The sequence below is a fragment of the Proteus vulgaris genome (assembly GCF_023100685.1).
Taxonomy (GTDB): domain Bacteria; phylum Pseudomonadota; class Gammaproteobacteria; order Enterobacterales; family Enterobacteriaceae; genus Proteus.
In genome coordinates this window covers 4,218,087-4,235,867 of sequence record NZ_CP090064.1, presented here as the reverse complement: position 1 = coordinate 4,235,867, position 17,781 = coordinate 4,218,087, and the positions used below count along the sequence as shown (strand labels likewise).

The 17,781-nt window shown below is 37.5% G+C and carries 13 protein-coding genes; 3 read left to right on the top strand and 10 right to left on the bottom strand.

What is annotated here, in order from left to right:
- Nucleotides 1-11 precede the first annotated feature (11 nt).
- The 3 genes from LW139_RS19925 to LW139_RS19915 are packed head-to-tail and all read right to left on the bottom strand — an operon-like array spanning nucleotide 12 to nucleotide 2,847.
- The gene (locus LW139_RS19925; protein WP_247850422.1) at nucleotides 12-725 is read right to left on the bottom strand and encodes an MgtC/SapB family protein; all 714 of its coding nucleotides are present in this window, start codon (nucleotides 723-725) and stop codon (nucleotides 12-14) included.
- Between the two features lie 39 nt (nucleotides 726-764).
- A complete protein-coding gene (locus tag LW139_RS19920) occupies nucleotides 765-2,012 on the bottom strand; it encodes an MFS transporter (RefSeq protein ID WP_247850421.1) in 1,248 nt (415 codons plus the stop codon).
- Between the two features lie 13 nt (nucleotides 2,013-2,025).
- Nucleotides 2,026-2,847 (bottom strand): MBL fold metallo-hydrolase, encoded by an 822-nt coding sequence (locus LW139_RS19915; protein WP_109409988.1) that lies wholly within the window; start codon nucleotides 2,845-2,847, stop codon nucleotides 2,026-2,028.
- Nucleotides 2,848-3,192: 345 nt separating this feature from the next.
- Between LW139_RS19915 and LW139_RS19910 the strand changes: the two genes are divergently transcribed.
- On the top strand, nucleotides 3,193-5,400 hold the full coding sequence (locus LW139_RS19910) for an extracellular solute-binding protein (RefSeq protein ID WP_166540480.1): 2,208 nt from the start codon (nucleotides 3,193-3,195) through the stop codon (nucleotides 5,398-5,400).
- Between the two features lie 58 nt (nucleotides 5,401-5,458).
- On the opposite strand, the gene ytfE is transcribed toward LW139_RS19910, so the two are convergent.
- The 3 genes from ytfE to norV form a co-directional block, all read right to left on the bottom strand.
- Nucleotides 5,459-6,121, bottom strand: coding sequence for an iron-sulfur cluster repair protein YtfE (gene ytfE, locus LW139_RS19905; RefSeq protein WP_099659227.1), 663 nt, complete (start codon nucleotides 6,119-6,121; stop codon nucleotides 5,459-5,461).
- A 332-nt stretch (nucleotides 6,122-6,453) separates the two neighbouring features.
- Nucleotides 6,454-7,608, bottom strand: a complete 1,155-nt coding sequence (norW, locus tag LW139_RS19900) for an NADH:flavorubredoxin reductase NorW (RefSeq protein ID WP_247850420.1) — start codon at nucleotides 7,606-7,608, stop codon at nucleotides 6,454-6,456.
- Nucleotides 7,605-9,053 (bottom strand): anaerobic nitric oxide reductase flavorubredoxin, encoded by a 1,449-nt coding sequence (gene norV, locus LW139_RS19895; protein WP_166540482.1) that lies wholly within the window; start codon nucleotides 9,051-9,053, stop codon nucleotides 7,605-7,607. The genes norW and norV overlap by 4 nt, the downstream gene beginning before the upstream one ends.
- A 190-nt stretch (nucleotides 9,054-9,243) precedes the next feature.
- Between norV and norR the strand changes: the two genes are divergently transcribed.
- The gene (norR, locus tag LW139_RS19890; protein ID WP_166540483.1) at nucleotides 9,244-10,758 is read left to right on the top strand and encodes a nitric oxide reductase transcriptional regulator NorR; all 1,515 of its coding nucleotides are present in this window, start codon (nucleotides 9,244-9,246) and stop codon (nucleotides 10,756-10,758) included.
- Between the two features lie 102 nt (nucleotides 10,759-10,860).
- Here norR and dmsD read toward each other — a convergent pair whose 3' ends face one another.
- From dmsD to LW139_RS19870, 4 genes are all read right to left on the bottom strand, one after another.
- Nucleotides 10,861-11,430, bottom strand: a complete 570-nt coding sequence (gene dmsD, locus LW139_RS19885) for a Tat proofreading chaperone DmsD (protein WP_109410213.1) — start codon at nucleotides 11,428-11,430, stop codon at nucleotides 10,861-10,863.
- An 80-nt stretch (nucleotides 11,431-11,510) separates the two neighbouring features.
- Nucleotides 11,511-12,410 carry a dimethyl sulfoxide reductase anchor subunit family protein gene (locus LW139_RS19880; protein ID WP_166540484.1) on the bottom strand — a complete coding sequence of 300 codons (900 nt, stop codon included), beginning with the start codon at nucleotides 12,408-12,410 and terminating at the stop codon, nucleotides 11,511-11,513.
- A complete protein-coding gene (locus LW139_RS19875) occupies nucleotides 12,407-13,048 on the bottom strand; it encodes a DMSO/selenate family reductase complex B subunit (protein WP_166540485.1) in 642 nt (213 codons plus the stop codon). The genes LW139_RS19880 and LW139_RS19875 overlap by 4 nt, the downstream gene beginning before the upstream one ends.
- A complete protein-coding gene (locus tag LW139_RS19870) occupies nucleotides 13,045-15,465 on the bottom strand; it encodes a DMSO/selenate family reductase complex A subunit (RefSeq protein WP_166540486.1) in 2,421 nt (806 codons plus the stop codon). The genes LW139_RS19875 and LW139_RS19870 overlap by 4 nt, the downstream gene beginning before the upstream one ends.
- A 447-nt stretch (nucleotides 15,466-15,912) precedes the next feature.
- On the opposite strand from LW139_RS19870, the gene LW139_RS19865 reads away from it, so the two are divergent.
- Nucleotides 15,913-16,698, top strand: coding sequence for an AraC family transcriptional regulator (locus tag LW139_RS19865; RefSeq protein ID WP_088495979.1), 786 nt, complete (start codon nucleotides 15,913-15,915; stop codon nucleotides 16,696-16,698).
- Nucleotides 16,699-17,781 lie beyond the last annotated feature (1,083 nt).

Genomic DNA, 17,781 nt, shown 5'->3' with positions numbered 1-17,781 from the left:
GTAATTAATAGTTAATGATCCAAAGAAACAGAATGAACATGTTCAAGCTGTTTTAATGAGCAATAAAATTCGGGTAAGGTAATTTTTTGCCGAACTAACAGTTTCAAGTTCACTTCAACGCGCTCTTTTTTAATATCGCGAATAGTCAGGTTTTCAATCACATCTTTATGGCTTTTTAAATACTCAATTAAAAGAGGAACACCGCTTTCATGAGTAAATAACATGCGCACTTTAATCTTACCTAAGCGTTGGTTTTTCATCTGAAATAGCACCACTTGTGGGCTAAGTTGAATAGCCATAAAAAAGAGAACAGTCACAATCATGGCATGCCAATAAAAACCTGATCCACAAGCAATACCAACACCGGCAGAAGCCCATACGATAGCAGCGGTTGTTAGTCCTGAAATTGCATCATCACGTCGATGCAATATAACACCAGCACCAAGAAAGCCGACACCACTGATAATTTGTGCCGCTAATCTCATTGGATCACTACGAATGTTATTGGAGATATTGGCGTAATATTCAGCAGATTGAATAGAAACAATAGTTAATAAACAACTGGCAACGGCAATAATGACACAAGTTTTAAAACCGACAGGTTTTCCCTTTGATTCACGCTCTAAGCCAATAAAGCCGCCCAAAATAAAGGCGGCCAGTAATTTAGCGATACTTGATAGTGATAAAGGGCCAATGCTGTCAACAAACTGAATTAATGCGTCCATGGTTTGCTCCTAACGTTGGCTTATTCCTTTACTTTCAGACTATGGTGCTGCAATGCCTTCCTGGGCTTTTTTATCTTCATTATTTTTCTTTTTCGTTACATCATCTTTAAAGAAGAAGATAAAGAATATGGTTACAACGGCAGCGACGATTGCTGGATATATCCAGAATGTTGACCACTGTGGTAATGCAGCATCACCTGTTTCTGTTACGGTTGAATTAAAGATTTGACCACAAATAGTGGAAGCAAATAATAGGCCGAAACCATTAGAGACAATAAAGCGTAAGCCTTGTGCTTGAGCACGAATTTCCGGTTTGGCTTTGCGGTCAACATAGATATCACCAGCAGTAAAGAAGAAGTCCCAACATAATCCCTGCAACATTAATCCGATAACGATAAAATAAAACTCTGTATTTACCGCGGCATAAGAGAAGAATATTGAGCGAATGATCCAGCTAACAGCACCTAAAAGTAATGTAATTTTGAAGCCAAACTTCATTAAGAAGAATGACAATACGAACATAAACAGAACTTCACAGGCTATACCTATTTGCATAATAGACGCCGCGTTATTAAAACCTAACGCTTTAATAAAAACAGGAATATAAGCGGAATAAGCTGTTTTTGGGATCATTAAAATAAAAATACTAAACATTAAGATAGCGAAATATCGATCTTTAAATAATGAAAGCGCATCTAAACATAAAATATCACGAGCAGAGAATGGTTTACCTTTCGCTTTAGGTGGCGTATTAGGTAAGGTAAAACAGTAGAAACCAAGTAAAACACCCACAGCAGAAGCGATATACCAAGTCATCGTACTACCAGAGAAGCCCATTTCACCTAATATAAATCCGATAGCCATAAAACCAAACGTACCGAATACACGAATAATAGGGAAATATTTCACACCATTAATATGAGAGAAACTAATACTATTTGAAAGCGCAGTTGTTGGATAAAACAATAATCCAATAATGAAAATTAAGAATAATGTCATGCCACTGTTTTGTGCTTCAATAAATTGAGGAACACAAATAATGACTGCCGCATTAATTAAATGAAGGATGCCCATGACTTTTTGCGAAGCAAAGAAACGGTCAGCCACCATACCTATAAATAATGGGGAGATAATTGTTGCGACGCCTAATAAAGCGTAGGCATTACCAATAATGCTTGCCATACCATAGCTACTTAATACCAGTCCCATGGTCATATTCCACGCACCTTGCATGAAATATTGCACAAACATCATAATCAGTAAGCGAGAGGTTATTTTCATATCCATCATTATTCTCCTCTTAATTTGTTTCTAACGTTAATCCGTCGTAGGCAACACGGATATTGTGAGGAGCACAAACAGCTTCTAATTCGTGGTGAAGCAATTTACCACTATGTGAAATATGCGAAACGGCAATTTGTGTATTTTGATGTAAACAACCTTGTTGTTGCAGTTTTTCTTTTGCTGCAAATACAGTTTCTAGGCTCATATGATTGTCGGTACGATCTTTACCATTGAGTCCATAAGTACATTCAAAAACAACGATATCTAGTGGTTTGTTCTCTAGCCATTTCCACGTTAATTCAGGGAACCAACCAGAATCATGACCATAGAAAATAACCTTGCCATCTTTCTCAATATGATAAACATAGCAAAGTTCCCATTTCGCATGATTAGCGAGTAATGGCGTAATTTTATAACCGTTTCTTTCGACGGTAACAAAAGGAATTAAGCAGTGAAAAGCAAAACGCTCTTTGCTGTAACCAGGTAAAACTTCGATACAGCCATTAATTGCGCGATCATTACCAAAAATATGAAGGGGATGGTTAATTTCAAAACCATAACCTTCCATTCGGCTAAACAGATCGCCAACATTGAAATGATCAGGATGAGTGTGAGTGAATAGAAGACTTTCAAAATTGGTAGCATCCATTCCATCACGCATTAGCTGGTAGCTAAATGTAGGTGATACGTCGATTAACATAATGTCATCGACAATAGCAGAAGAGTGAGTTCTGATATCTTTCCCACCAAGTTCTCTTGCTTTCAGACAGTGTTCACAGCGGCAAAAGGGATTGGGTATACCTTCGGAGGCTGCCGTCCCTAAAAAATGAAGTTTCATAAGAAATCCCCTTATCCTATTGTTTTATTATGATTTTATTAATTATCTGGTGTTGTCTATCTATAAATCATAGATTAATTTGAACGTTCCAATGATAAAATGATGATAGTCATTTGCCAATAAATGAAGATCAGATCAGTGATCTCATTCAAATTAAATTTTCTATCTAATTGATTAATATGATCATATGTTTTTATTGATATTGATAATCATTTATTTGTGATAAAAGGTATTAGATTGTTTTATAAGCTATTTTAAAATGGAACGTTCAAATCAATTATCAGTAGTCGCGATAAATAATTCAGGTATGCTAGTGAAAGCGGAAATTGAGATGGAAAAAGGCCGATGGCAACGATTAAAGATATTGCAAAACTAGCAGGTGTTTCTCATGGGACAGTTTCTAACGTACTGAATAAACGTGGAAATGTGAGTGTTGAGAAAATTGAAGCTGTGTATCAAGCCGCCAAACAAATGGGCTATCAATTAAATACGCAGGCTCAACTGTTAAGAACCAATAAAAGCCATAAAATTGCCATACTTTTACCTCAATTAGTTTCTGAAAAATATGCGGTTTTATTTAACTCCTTAAGACAGTCTATTGCTCATTTTCCTGAGGTCACTTACGATCTTTTTTTAACAGATGATCTGGAAACCACAGAATTAGAGGCATTACAGAAAATTGCAGCGGGTAGCTATAAACAAGTGATCACTGTAAGTTGTCTCAAAGATGCAAATATTTATTTTGACACGTTAAAATTACCGCCTTCTCAAGTTGCATTTATTTATCGCCAGCCACTTAATACTCAACGATTTTTCACGCTCGATTTTGCTCAAGCAGCAGAAGCTATTTGCCAACAGATTGCAAAAACCACAGGTAAATTAGTGGGCATCTTTATGGGGAGTAGCGATTATTTAAATAATCAAAACTTCGCCAATGAATTACAAAATCGACTTTTAGAGTATGGGCCCAATAAAAAAAATGTGGTGCTTTGTGCATCAGATGAAGAGAGCTATAAAATTGCGTTTGATTTCTTTTCTATGGAGCAAATCCCAGACATATTTATTGCCCAAGATATCGAAAAGGCTCGCTATTTAACACAAGCCAGTTATTTCGGTAGTCATAATGATTGCCCGCCTATTTTTGCATTGAGCGACAATATTCCGCCTGTATTAAAAGGGTTGTATTACTTTCCAATGAATTACGCTCAACTTGGATTAGAAGTCATGGATGCATTAATGCAAGAAGAGGATGAAAGTGAAATAACTGAAAAGAATGTGATTTGTGTACGTAATCAAAGTGACCATCTTTATACTTTAACTCCGGCGGTTATCAGTGAAGATAAAGCGGATATCAGTCTTAATTTACTGATTTTACCTAGCCCTTCAACCAGTGCATTAAAAAAGCTGTTACCCCATTTTTATCGTCAAACAGGGATTAAAGTTAATTTAGCAATTCACCCTTACGATGAAGTGTATCAAATATTAAGTCAGTTACATTTACACCCATATTATGATTTATTGCGTATCGATATGGCCTGTTTTCCTTGGTTTGCAGAAAGAATATTACAGCCATTAGATAAAATCGGTAATGGATTAACAGACTTATTAAATAATTTTTCACTACCTACTCAGCAGAAATTTAGTGTAGTGAATAATGTTGCTTATGCCATGCCTTTTGATGCCAGTGCTCAACTCCTATTTTATCGCAAAGACTTGTTTGAAGATCCTATTCTAAAAAGAATGTATTACGAAAAAACAGGTAATGAATTAACTGTACCGACAACATTTGAAGAATACGATAATGTGACGCAGTTTTTTACTGAGCAACATGAAGAAGGGCAATTAAATTGCCCTATGGGGGCATCAACAACATTGGGTAGCGCGGGGCTGATCGCAACAGAGTATCTATTACGTTATTACGCCAAAGGTGGATGTTTAATAGGAAGTCATAACATTCCTAGATTAGAAATGCCTTTAGCAGGTGAAATATTAGAAGAATATTTAAAACAGTTGTCGATCACGGAGAATATTCATAATAAGTGGTGGAGTGAGTCGGTTAGACAATTTGAGCAAGGGCATCTTGCTATGCTGATCGCTTATATGAATTTATTTAACGATGTCGCACATAGCAATATTTTACCTAAAACAGGTTTTGCACCTGTACCCGGTGGTATTCCACAATTAGGCGGTGGTGTATTAGGGGTTTCACGTTATAGCCAAAAATCACAATATGCAGAGCAATTTTATCGTTGGCTTTATTCCCCAATGGTTATGGATCACCTTATTTTATTAGGTGGAAACAGTAATCATAAAAATTTCAGCCATAATCAAGAAATTAGCCATCGTTACCCATGGATGACGTTGGCTTATCAAGAAATTAATAAGGGAATACGAGAATCTTCGGTGCCTAATGGTAAGTTATTTAATTTACGACAAGCTGAAATTATTATCGGGCAAGGTATTACTAATGTCGTTAATAATATTATGACGATAGACGAGACTATCGAATATATAAATCAGCGTTTGTTAATAGATACTCAAGGTGAGCGGTAAGATTTACTGATTGTTATAAAAATAGCAGGGGATGATGAAATCCCCTGTGTGTACATTATTACTCGCCCGCTAATGCTCTTGGAAATAATAAGTTGTTTTCTAAGCTAATATGATTCATTAAATCGTCAATAAACTCATTAATACCATTATAAAGTACTCTCCATGTGGTGCAGGCTTCAGGTGGTGGTGTGACGTTTTTGGTAATAAATTTAATTACTTCAACAATTTCACCCGCATCATCATGTTCATGTTCCATAACACTAATAGGAGCCCCAGCTTGGCTTCCCAATCCATTTTTTATCATAGGAAAGAGAATGCGTTCCTCTTTCATCATATGGCTTGTCAGCTCATCTAATAATAGTGTTAATTGGCGAGCTAATCCTTTAGGGACAGTCGGTTTTGCTTCATGAACCCGCTCTACTTTTTCTGCTTGTAGAATAAGTTCCGGTAATTGTGCTCTGTGTTTGTCGTGGTAGCGAACAATAATAAAATCAATAATTTCACTTAATGGCGCTTGTCGCCAATCTTTTTCTAATGGTTGTTCTGAAAGGGCAATTAATTTACTTTCAATTTCATCAATGTTGAGTCCTGCTTTCTCTGCAGATTTGCTTAATGTTCTTTTTCCTCCACAGCAGAAGTCGAGATTATATTGGCGGAATATGGCACTGGCGCCGGAAATGGATAGGGCCAGTTGGCCTAGTGGTTGATCTCGTAAGTTCATAGTTTCACCTGTTTATACTCGTCATACTTCAAGTTGTAGCGTTGTTGACTGCGTTCATTCGCACTAGTCACATACTTATGTATGCTCCTAGCGACTCATTTACTTGTCGCCTAGCTACACCTCGAATTATTTAGAGTATCTGTTTGTACCTATTCAAGTTGTAGAGTATCTGTTTGTATCTATTTAAGTTGTAGCGTTGTTGGCTTTGTTTAGGGATATCACTATTAAAATTAAGTAGGCAGCGCTCTTAATAATGCAACATTTAGAGTATCTATTTGCGTCTATTCAAGTCGCAGCGTTGCTGGCTTTGTTTAGCGATATCACTGTTTAAATTAAGCGGATAGTGCTCTTAATAATGCAAAAGCTTCTTTTACTTGTTCTTCCGTTACCACAAAGGCACGTAATACATCATTCTCATCAAAGCCTTTGGCGATAACGCCCGATTGTGTTGTATTAATATTCCACGTTAAGTCATTACGAGCAGTTTCACCGGCAAGATGTAGAGGCATTAACGGTGTTTTCACCCGAATAATCATTGGTGGTAAATTCAGTGGAGTATTATTTTCACCTACGAGTGATTTGGCTAAATGCATCGCACTTAATTGTATTGGCTGTAAAAAGGGTAATAAGTTACCGTTGATTTGTGCACAATCCCCTAAGGCATAAATATCATTATTACTGCTTTGCAGATATTCATTTACCATAATTCCACGATCGGTATGTAAACCCGCAAGGTGAGCTAATTCCATATTGGGTATGAGTCCTGTAGCGGCAATAACGCAATCAACCGTTAATTGATGATGTTGATTAAATGTCGCTAAAATACCGTTATCGGTTTGTGTTAATGACTGTAATGGTGATTTCAGCATTAAGCGTACACCTATTTCAGTAAGGCTTGATTGCAAACGGCCACTGAGATCGGAGGGGATCAAAGAAGATAATAATTGTCCTGAAATATCTGCAAGGATCACCTCTTTACCTGCCCGACTAAAGTCCATCGCTAATTCAGTGCCAATTAAACCCGCGCCTAAAATTAATACGCGCTTAGCTTGGTGAATTTGTGCTTCATAAGTTCGATACTCTTGTTGGCTATTAAGCGTAAACATTAACTCATGGCCCGAAATAGCAGGGCAATAAGTTTTAGCGCCAGTCGCTAATACCAATTTATCGTAATACCATTGCTCACCTTGAGTGCTCTGAATACGTTTTTCATCCGTATTAATATCAACAACTTGCGTATAAGGATAAATGGCTAGTTGATATTGTTGTGCAAACTCTTGGGCTGTTTGTTTGGTTAGATCATCCGCATTTTGAGCCTGACTAATAACATGGCTTAAATCCGGCTTGTTATATTCATCAATGCTATCTGAGGCAATGAGGGTAATGGGAATATCTGCATTAAATTTGCGAATATTTTTAACTAATTGGCGCGCAGCGAAGCCCGCACCAATAATAACAATCCCATTATTGAGAAGATCTGTACTCATTTTGCCTCCTTTGCAAGCGCATCAAAGACATCCTTTCCTAATGAGCATTCAGGGCATAAGAAGCTATCAGGAACTTCACTCCATGGTGTATTAGGTTGAACGTTTTGCATTGGTTCACCTACTGCCGGATCGTAAATCCATTGGCACACACTGCATTGCATACGTGGACCTAAATCGATAGCTTCAACACTTGTGGTAATTTCAGGTTGTGATGAGGCAGTGCAACAAGATTGAGTCGCAGGAAGTGGCGCTAAAGCCCATTGGCGTGCAAGTTCACGGCCATATTCACGACAAATTTCTTGTGCTTGCATATCTGGGCGCCATTTGGTTTTTAGCGCTAGTGCGGTTTCAAATCCAGCATCCATTAAGCGGGTTTGAATACGGTCAACGGCACCACCATTCCAACCATAACTCCCGAAAGCAGCCGCTTTTTTATTACGAAAACGTAAGCCAGTCATCTCTTCAAGCATGGCGGCAATTTTTGGCATCATCACATTATTCATCGTTGATGAACCAACAAGCACGCCCTTAGAACGAAACGCACTGGTGATAATGTCATTTTTATCACTTTTGGCGACGTTATAGCTTTTTACAAACACGTTAGGATCAATTTCATTGATACCTTGTGCAATGGCATCTGCCATCATACGGGTATTGTTAGACATGGTGTCATAGAAAATAGTGATACGATCTTCTTGATAGTCTGCCGCCCATTTTAGATATAATTCAACAATTTGTGTTGGATTATCACGCCATACCACACCGTGAGAGGTGGCAATCATATCGACAGGTAAATTAAAGCCTAAGATTTCATTAATTTTCGGTGTTACAAGGCGGCTAAATGGCGTCAAAATATTAGCGTAATAACGTTGGCATTGTTCAAATAATTCGTTTTGATCAACTTCATCGTTAAACAACCGTTCATCACAATAGTGCTGACCAAAGGCATCATTACTAAATAAAATCGCATCACCAGTCAAATAGGTCATCATACTGTCAGGCCAATGTAGCATTGGCGTTTCAACAAAAATTAGTTGCTTGCCATTACCAATATCTAGGCTATCGCCTGTTTTAACGATATTAAAATTCCATTCAGGGTGATGATGATGCCCATTGATTGAATCAATGGCGTTTGCTGTGCAATAAATCGGGGTATTAGGAATAAAAGACATCAACTCAGTGAGTGCACCCGCGTGATCCTCTTCTGCATGATTAATAATAATGTAATCAATCTCTTCCAGATTAATTTGTGTTCGTAAATTTTGTACAAATTCACGACTGAATTTATGGTCAACGGTATCAATAAGCACATTTTTTTCTTCACGTATTAGGTAGCTGTTATAGCTACTACCTAATAATGTTTTGTATTCAGTGCCATGAAAATCACGAACTTCCCAGTCACGTTGTCCAACCCAATTAACATTATTTTTAACATGAATAGCCATTTTGTGTTGTTCCTTCTCATTAATCTTTTCATCGGGATATGTATTGATATAATCAAGAAGCATGCCAGTTTTTATCTTATTGTTTTAAAACAGTTTTTATTTTCATGGCTATTTATATATTGTCAATATGACTATCTTTATCATGTCAAAATGACCATAATAGCGGTCATAATGACTATGAGGTGTTTTTATGGGTTTTTCTGTTGATGTGTTGGCTAAAATTGCCATTGAATTACAAAAAGATGTTGGTCACCAAGATAGATTTCAGCGACTGGTGACCACACTTCGGCAAGTGCTAAATTGCGATGCCGCGGCATTGCTTCGTTATGAGCCTCATCAGTTTATCCCATTAGCCATAGATGGCCTTGTGCCTGATGTATTAGGGCGTCGTTTTTTACTAGAAGGGCATCCTCGTCTTGAAACTATAGCGCGAGCAGGGGATGTGGTGCGTTTTCCCGCGGACAGTGATTTACCCGATCCTTATGATGGCCTTATTCCAGATAGAGAGCATTTAAAAGTTCATGCTTGTGTGGGATTACCATTATTTGCTGGGCAAGATTTAATTGGTACGTTAACACTTGATGGAATGGACCCTCATCAGTTCGATACTTTTAGTGATGAAGAATTACGTTTAATTGCAGCATTAACTTCTGGTGCATTAAATAATGCATTATTGATTGAGCAACTCGAAAATCAAAATATGTTATTTACGCCAACCAATACGTTTAAGCCCACAGTAAAAACAGAAATTATTGGTTTATCGCCTTCGATGATGCAACTGAAAAAAGAAATAGAAATTGTTGCACCCGCAGATATGAATATTTTGGTGAGTGGTGAAACGGGAACGGGTAAAGAGCTGGTGGTCAAAGCTATTCATGAAATGTCTAATCGTGCAGATAATCCGTTAGTCTATTTAAATTGTGCAGCACTTCCTGAGAGTGTGGCAGAAAGTGAATTATTTGGGCATGTGAAAGGGGCTTTTACCGGCGCAATTAGCCATCGTAGTGGTAAATTTGAAATGGCGGATAATGGAACGTTATTCCTTGATGAAATTGGGGAGTTATCATTATCACTCCAAGCAAAATTACTGCGTGTTTTACAATATGGCGATATTCAACGTATTGGTGACGATCGTAATTTGCGCGTTAATGTACGTGTATTAGCGGCAACGAATCGTGATTTATGGGAGGAAGTATTAGCGGGCAATTTCCGTGCCGATCTTTTCCATCGTTTAAGTATTTTTCCTTTGCATGTTCCGCCATTACGAGAGAGAGACGAAGATATTTTGCTATTAGTGGGTTATTTTTGCGAGCAATATCGTCAGCGTTTTAATCTTACGCAAGTGATTATTAGTCCTGAATTGCGCCTTTATTTATTGCATTATTCTTGGCCGGGTAATGTGCGTGAATTAGAACATACCATTCACCGAGCAATTGTCTTAGCAAGAGCTGGAAATAAAACCGATAGCCTTATTTTACAAATTAGCCATTTTGCTTTAGGGGCTGAAAATCCAGTTCACTCTGCCTCTCAAACATTACCTTCTGAAGAAAAGAATTTAAAAGAAGCAACGGATGAATTTCAGCGGGATTTAATTAAACAAGCATTATTACGTAATAACCAAAATTGGGCGGCAACGGCACGAGAATTATCGCTTGATCCGGCTAACTTACGTCGTTTGACAAAACGCTTAGGGCTAAAATCATAATAATTTTAAAAAGGAATGACCTAAACGAAAAAAGGTAATCTGGGTGCGTGGTCCAAATTACCTTAAATAATTATGTTAGGATGATAAGTTGTTAATAAATTTTTATTTTCTGAATGCGTTCACCGTGATGGTTACCAGTTCTGTTAACGTGCTATAAAATTGGCTATACCCACTCATTTTTAATTTATTTAAATAGTGAGGTAGCCATGTAGTCAAATGAAGGGAAAGTAATTCATTAACCGCGTCTTCTCTTTTTTCTGATGCCAATACCGCCGCTTGAAATAACATCAAACCGATATGATCAACAGGCTCTGGAAAAGGCGTATTTACTTTTAAACGTTCCCGTTTTAAAAACTCACTCAATGCAAGGGTAGAATCCCCTTGTAATAAACCTTCAGGATCTAAATAGACCGACCCCCAAGGAGGGGCTGGTAAAGCATTAGGGCCAACAAAAAGATTTTGCCATTGAGTTTTTAATTGTTCTGTATCGATAGAAGCAGAATTCATTAAACGTTCACACAGACGGCTTTCAATTTTACAAGGCCACTGCGCTGCAAAATCCCCAGTTTTAAAAAAGTTGAGTGCAGTTTTATTGGTGTCATCATCAGGTGGGAATAAATAACAAATTCCCAATAAATTAAATGCAGCCGCATAATAAGAGAGTCTGCTCATAATTTTTGATACTTCCTTAAAACAAACCCCTATCAATGAGGTTTGTTTTTTTATTATTTAAACGACTTGCTCAATGACTACTAGTGAATTGAGTAGAAAACATAACGCAACATAAAGTCAGCGATAATTGCGATAACACAGCCAAGTACAAAAATAGACTCAGTTGATTTACCTTGATTTTTAGGGGCTAAAAATTTCACTAAACTATAGCCACAAGCCAATACTGCAAAGGTTGCTAAGATCCAGCATGTAGTGCGTAACGAACCAATGGCGTAATACACTTGAATAGGCGATAACGGAAATGTCACCGATTTTTGGCTATATAACGTGCTAGTTAAATATTGCTCATAAAAAGGTTGATACAGTAATCGACCAATTAAGCTAAATGCCATTATTCCCCATAACTGCCATTTCCAGCGTATTGGGAAAGAGTCTTGCGGTATTTCAATACCTAATTTACTTCCTACACGTTGTAATACTTTGATCAGCAAAAAGAAAATAGCAGCACCAAGCGTTAACATAGCTCCAAAGAACATCACGTAAGTGTTAGGATCCATCCATGTCAAAATGGAGGTATGGCGATAAATCGACGCCATGCAGTAAATATCAAATAACCCAATCAGAATACTGGTACTTAATAACAGCATTGAGAGTTTGCGAGTGCGCCAGAGCCATAAAAAAGTTAATCCTAAGCAACCGACAAAAATAGCAGTGACGGCGACTTCACGACTTAGCCAAGCAGAAAAAACATTTCTAATGGCATTAGGGGCATTTAATGGCACACCTAAGTGAGTAATTGAAGCGATAGAGCCTAAACCAGCTAACCCACAAATCACAAATAAGGCTAACAACATAAAGCGATAGTAGCTTTCTGCATTGAGATAATGAGAAAGGCGACGAGCAAAAAGTCCTGTTGTTAGTGCAAGACCAATAGTCGCATTCATCATAAATGTGAAGATTAACAATGACCATTCATTCATTTTCTTTCTCCCTTATTATTAATTCCGTCATTATTGGCACCCTGATGTGGGTTAATAACAAGGTTTGGATGCGTTATTTCAGGAGAAGGTAAACCGGTGACATAATCTAAATCGCCATAGCGTTCACGTAGTTCATCAATAGGACCAAATTGGATTGCACCTAAAGGACAAGTTGCAACACAAACCGGTTGTTCACCTTTTTGCTGTAAATCGATACAAAAGTCGCATTTCGACATCTGTTTGGTTTCTGGATTCATTTGTGGTGCGCCATAAGGGCAAGACCACGCACAAGCACCGCAACCGACACATTTGTCTGTATCTACCATGACAATGCCATCACCTTCACGCTTATGCATTGCTGTTGTTGGGCAGTTTTTAACACAAATAGGGTCGTCACAATGGTTACAAGAGATAGACAACGTGTAAGCAAAGACATTATTGACTAGCGCGCCTTTAGGATTGCGAGTATAACCGCCTCCAGTGATTTCATAGACACGACGAAATTTGCGTCCAACATCAAGATTGTTTTTATCTTTACACGCAACCTGACACGCCTTACAACCTGAACAGCGAGCGCTGTCGATATAAAACCCTAGCTGTTTGTTGCTTATAGCGGGATAAACGATAAATTTACTCATGCTTTTGCTACCTCGACCAATAATGTTTGGTGAGCATTGCCGTGTGCCATTGCGGTGCTACGGGATGATGTTAATACGTTGGCACATCCACCTTGATCTATGCCTTTTGCATCAGGTTGCCACCAAGCACCTGCTTGCAAGGCGACGACACCAGGCATAATTCGTTGTGTTAATTTGACGGGAACCATCGTGATCCCACGTTCGTTATATACTTTGACTTTTTCGCCCTCTTTAATGTTTCTATCTTGGGCATCTAATGGGTTTATCCAAAGTTCTTGGCGCTGTACTTCTTGTAACCAAGGGTTGGCAAATTGCGTTGAGTTTGCGCGATTACGTCCTTTCCATGTAATAAGTTGTAGCGGGAATTTATCCGTCAACGTATCTTCAGGACCTTCAATGGCAGGCACATAATGAGAAAGCGCAGGGATATCGACATTATTCATGTCATATAAACGTTTAGAGAAAATCTCAATTTTGCCTGATGGCGTTGGGAATGGATTATTCTCGATATCTTGGATATTTTTCTCAAACGCCACATTTTGAGTATGAGGACGATGTTTTAAGAGATGACGACGTTTAACTAATAGCTCTTTAAAAGTTGGAATACCGTCTTCGGGACGTTTAACACTGGCATCATCAACTAAGTATTCAATCCAATCGCGATCAGTCTCTTTACCTTCACTAAATTGTTCGCCCACACCTAATTTATCGGCAACTTCACGTAACCAATCATAGTCAGTACGACGTTCAAATTCAGGCTCGATGACTTTTTCAGAAAGAATAATGTAGTCGCCATAACTCCATGTACCACCGATGTTCCAGCGTTCTAAGAAGCTGGTTTCTGGAAGTAAGATATCAGCGTATTTTGCACTTGGGGTTAGATAGAGATCACTACAAACGATAAATTCTACTTTCGATTCATCTTCAAGTACTTTAGCTGCATGAAGAATATCGGTATTTTGGTTTGTCATGTAGTTACCCGCCATTGAGAAAATCATCTTGATTTCAGTATCAAGTTTCTCGGCGTTCAGTAACCCATTTTGTGGTGTGACTAAATTTTTGTCTTCACACGCTTGTACCCAGTTGGTGATATTGATTTTTGCTTTTACTGGGTTGGTTAATAGGCTTGGCCCTGCGATGGTTTTACGCAGTTCAGAGTTTAAAGCCATACCATAGCCAGCAGCCCAACCACCACGAACACCCACATTACCAGTGATAGTGGCAAGTAATGTCGCACCACGTGCCGTCCGTTCACCACAAATATGGCGCTGAGGCCCCCAACCTTGCATCAATGCTGCTGGTTTTGTGGATGCATATTCGCGAGCTAATTGTTTAATAGTATCTGCTGGCACTTTAGTGATGGTTTCAGCCCATTCTGGGGTTTTCTTAATGCCATCTTTTTTACCCATTAAATAGGCAACTAAAGACTCATTTTCACCCACACCTTCAGGCATTTGGTGTTCATCAAAGCCGACAGTGTATTTATCGATAAAGGCTTGATCGTGCAGATTTTCGCTTACGATGACATACATCATTGCATCCATCATGGCGTTATCCGTTGTTGGCAGTAACGGGATCCATTGATCAGCTAAAGAAGAGGCAGTATCAGAATAACGTGGATCAACGACAATAAATTTAGTGCCGTTTTTCTTCATTTTTTGGAAGAAATGGTTTGAATGACCAAAAATAGTTTCGTTAGGGTTATGACCCCATAAAATGACAAGAGGGGTATTTTCTAACGTATCGAGTGTGCTACCACTAGCGGCAGTGCCATAAGTGTAAGGAGTGACGGCAAGGGTATTTCCGTTACTGACCGAGTGATAGTTTTCCAGAAAACCACCCGTAATATTAAACAGGCGACGTAACATATTCGCGCCAGAGAAAATACCGCCAGTAACCCCTGTGCTTAAGCTGACAAAGCGTGATGCAGGACCATATTGCTGGTTAATGCGCTGCATATTTTGTGCAATAAGGGTGGTTGCTTCTTCCCAAGTGATGCGTTCGAATTTACCTTCGCCTCGTTTGCCAACGCGTTTCATCGGGTATTTTAAACGGTCTGGATGATAGACAAATTTACGATAACCACGGCCTCGTACACAGGCACGCATAATTGGCATCTCTTCATCTAGATCAGCATCTGGGCGTGTACTAATACGAGTGACTTTGCCATCTTTTACATGGGCTCGAATATCACATTTACCGCCACAGTCGAAACTACTGCAAGTTGAAACAACGCGTTCGCCATCTTCAGTTTTTATTGGTTTTACTGGAATAGCGTTGTCTGTTGTCGCAGCAAAAGAGTTTGATGCGAGAAAAGGAAGTGTGACTAATGCTGAGCTCGCTTGAATAAAGTGACGGCGGCTAACATCGTTGAGAATGCTCTTTGTATCACTATCGTGATCGGACTGATTGCTCATAATGAACTCTACCTTAAACATAATAGGCGGATCCCGATATACCCGATACTTGATATAAAGAATGTGCGTGATTTTTCTAGGCTATGGATAAAGGGAATGTCTGGTATCCGCTGCATTATTATTGAATGCATAGATAATTGCAGAATGCTTGAATTAACATCTGCGAGAGGGATAGTAGTTGATTAATCTTTTGCCAACATTCTAAAACCAGACAATGACATTCGAATTTCAGCCTATTTACGAGGGGTGTTAAAAGCTCGTTTTTTGATTGTTAATAGGGTTTGTTAAATAGATATCAAGAAGGTTGAAATTTCACATAAGGTTATTTCGTTGTTTATTTAAATATATAACGATTTTAATTATATAGACCATTATTTGCCAGTGTGTAGAGTGTGGGATTACTGCTATATTAAAAAGGACGAAAATAAAAAGAGAGTGGTCTAAACTGTGAGAAATGTACCGTTAAAAAGCGTCGATTCACTTGACCGAGATGTTATTGCGCTGGGTACAGACTATTTGCCCAATACGTTATTAGAAACGCATCAACATCGTCGAGCCCAATTTTTATACCCTGCAACGGGTTTAATTGAAGTAAGTACAGATGATGGTGAGTGGGTTATTCCGCCGTCTTGTGGTGTATGGATCCCTCCAGAAACTGGGCATGAAACTCGCATGTTAGATGTGAGTACTCGAAGCTTATATATCGAGCCTTCTGCAGCACCTCGACATAGCAAACAATGTGAAGTTGTCAGTGTTTCCCCTCTTTTTCGCCAACTCTTGCTTGAAGCCGTAGACGTACCCGCAGAATATGATAAAAAAGGGCGAGATGGTCTTTTAATGCAGTTAATCTTATGTGAATTAGCGAAAGCAAAACCGTTACCATTTTTTGCACCTATTCCACAAGACAGTAAATTAGCTAAATTATGTCGTGATTTTATTCGTAACCCAAAAATAGACTCTTTACCGCAACAGTGGGCAGATAAATTACATAAAAGTGAGCGCTCTTTTAGCCGTTTTTTTCGCCAACAAACAGGAATGTCATTTTCACAATGGCGACAACAAGTCTGTTTATTGAATTCATTAACACAAATCTTATCTGGACGCGGTATTACTGAAATTGCCTTTGACTTGGGTTATAACAGTGCCGGTTCATTCTCGACAATGTTCAAAAAACAGATGGGGCAATCGCCTTCTCATTTTAGTATGGATGCGCTGGATATCGATAGGTTTTAGTTGATATCTATAGCAAATATCTAAAATTTGGTTATCAAATGATCTGTGCTCAGTCTTTTATCTGAGTATTTGACATCTCTCTTATTGGCAAAATTCTAGTAATGTAATGCTGAAAAAAGACGAATAAATCAAGGGATCCTTGTATAAGGAGGCTTTTTGTATATCAAAAAAAGAGTAAATCGAATAATAGATATCTTCTATTAAAAATACATTTGAAAGATAAGGCGATACATACTTAAACAGAATAAAAAGTTAAAGTTTTTAATTTAATAGTGAATTATAAAATATAAATTGGAGTGAATGCGGATAAAAACGAGTAAATATACTATCACATTTATTTTTCTTAAGCGTTTTGTTAATTAAATGTTTCTTTTTTGTTGCTTGATTTTGGCGCTTAAAAATAGGGAGGATTTCTCTTTTTTAATTAAACTTGATCAATGATTTAGTTTTAACTTTTTGAATTAGTTGATCGTTTTTAACTGGTACAATCTCTTAACCTGTTTTTTATCTTTTTTTAAAAAGAAATCACTAAGTATATTTAAATGATAATTTAATATTCTAGGTTTCCATGTATTTATATGGCTAAAAATAGCTCTTCTTATAAAATTTTATTTTTAATCGTATTTTTATACTAAATAAGATTATCTGTTTATGATTATGTGAGGAGTATATAAATAGGTTTTTTTGAAGAGTAAAACATATAAATAAGGTATTAAATTAACAAAAAATATATTTCATTATTTAAAATTATTTGAAATAGCATTAATTGTGAAAACAAATAATTATATCTATATATACGGCTTGGGTTTTACCTCTAAATTAACATCACCTATCTTTTAAAGACTTTAATTAAATAATATTGCTTATATGATACCGATAAGGTTATTTATATGCCTGCTTTCATTTGTTTTTATTAAATTTATAAAAGGATTTCCTTTGTTTTTTTAAAGACAATGTAGGTTAATTTCATATTTAAATATGAAGTTAAGATTACTTAAATATGCATAAGGTGTGTATTTTCATAATCTTATATAAATATAACCAATCCTAAAAATGTAATCCAAAAAAGATTGATTATTAACG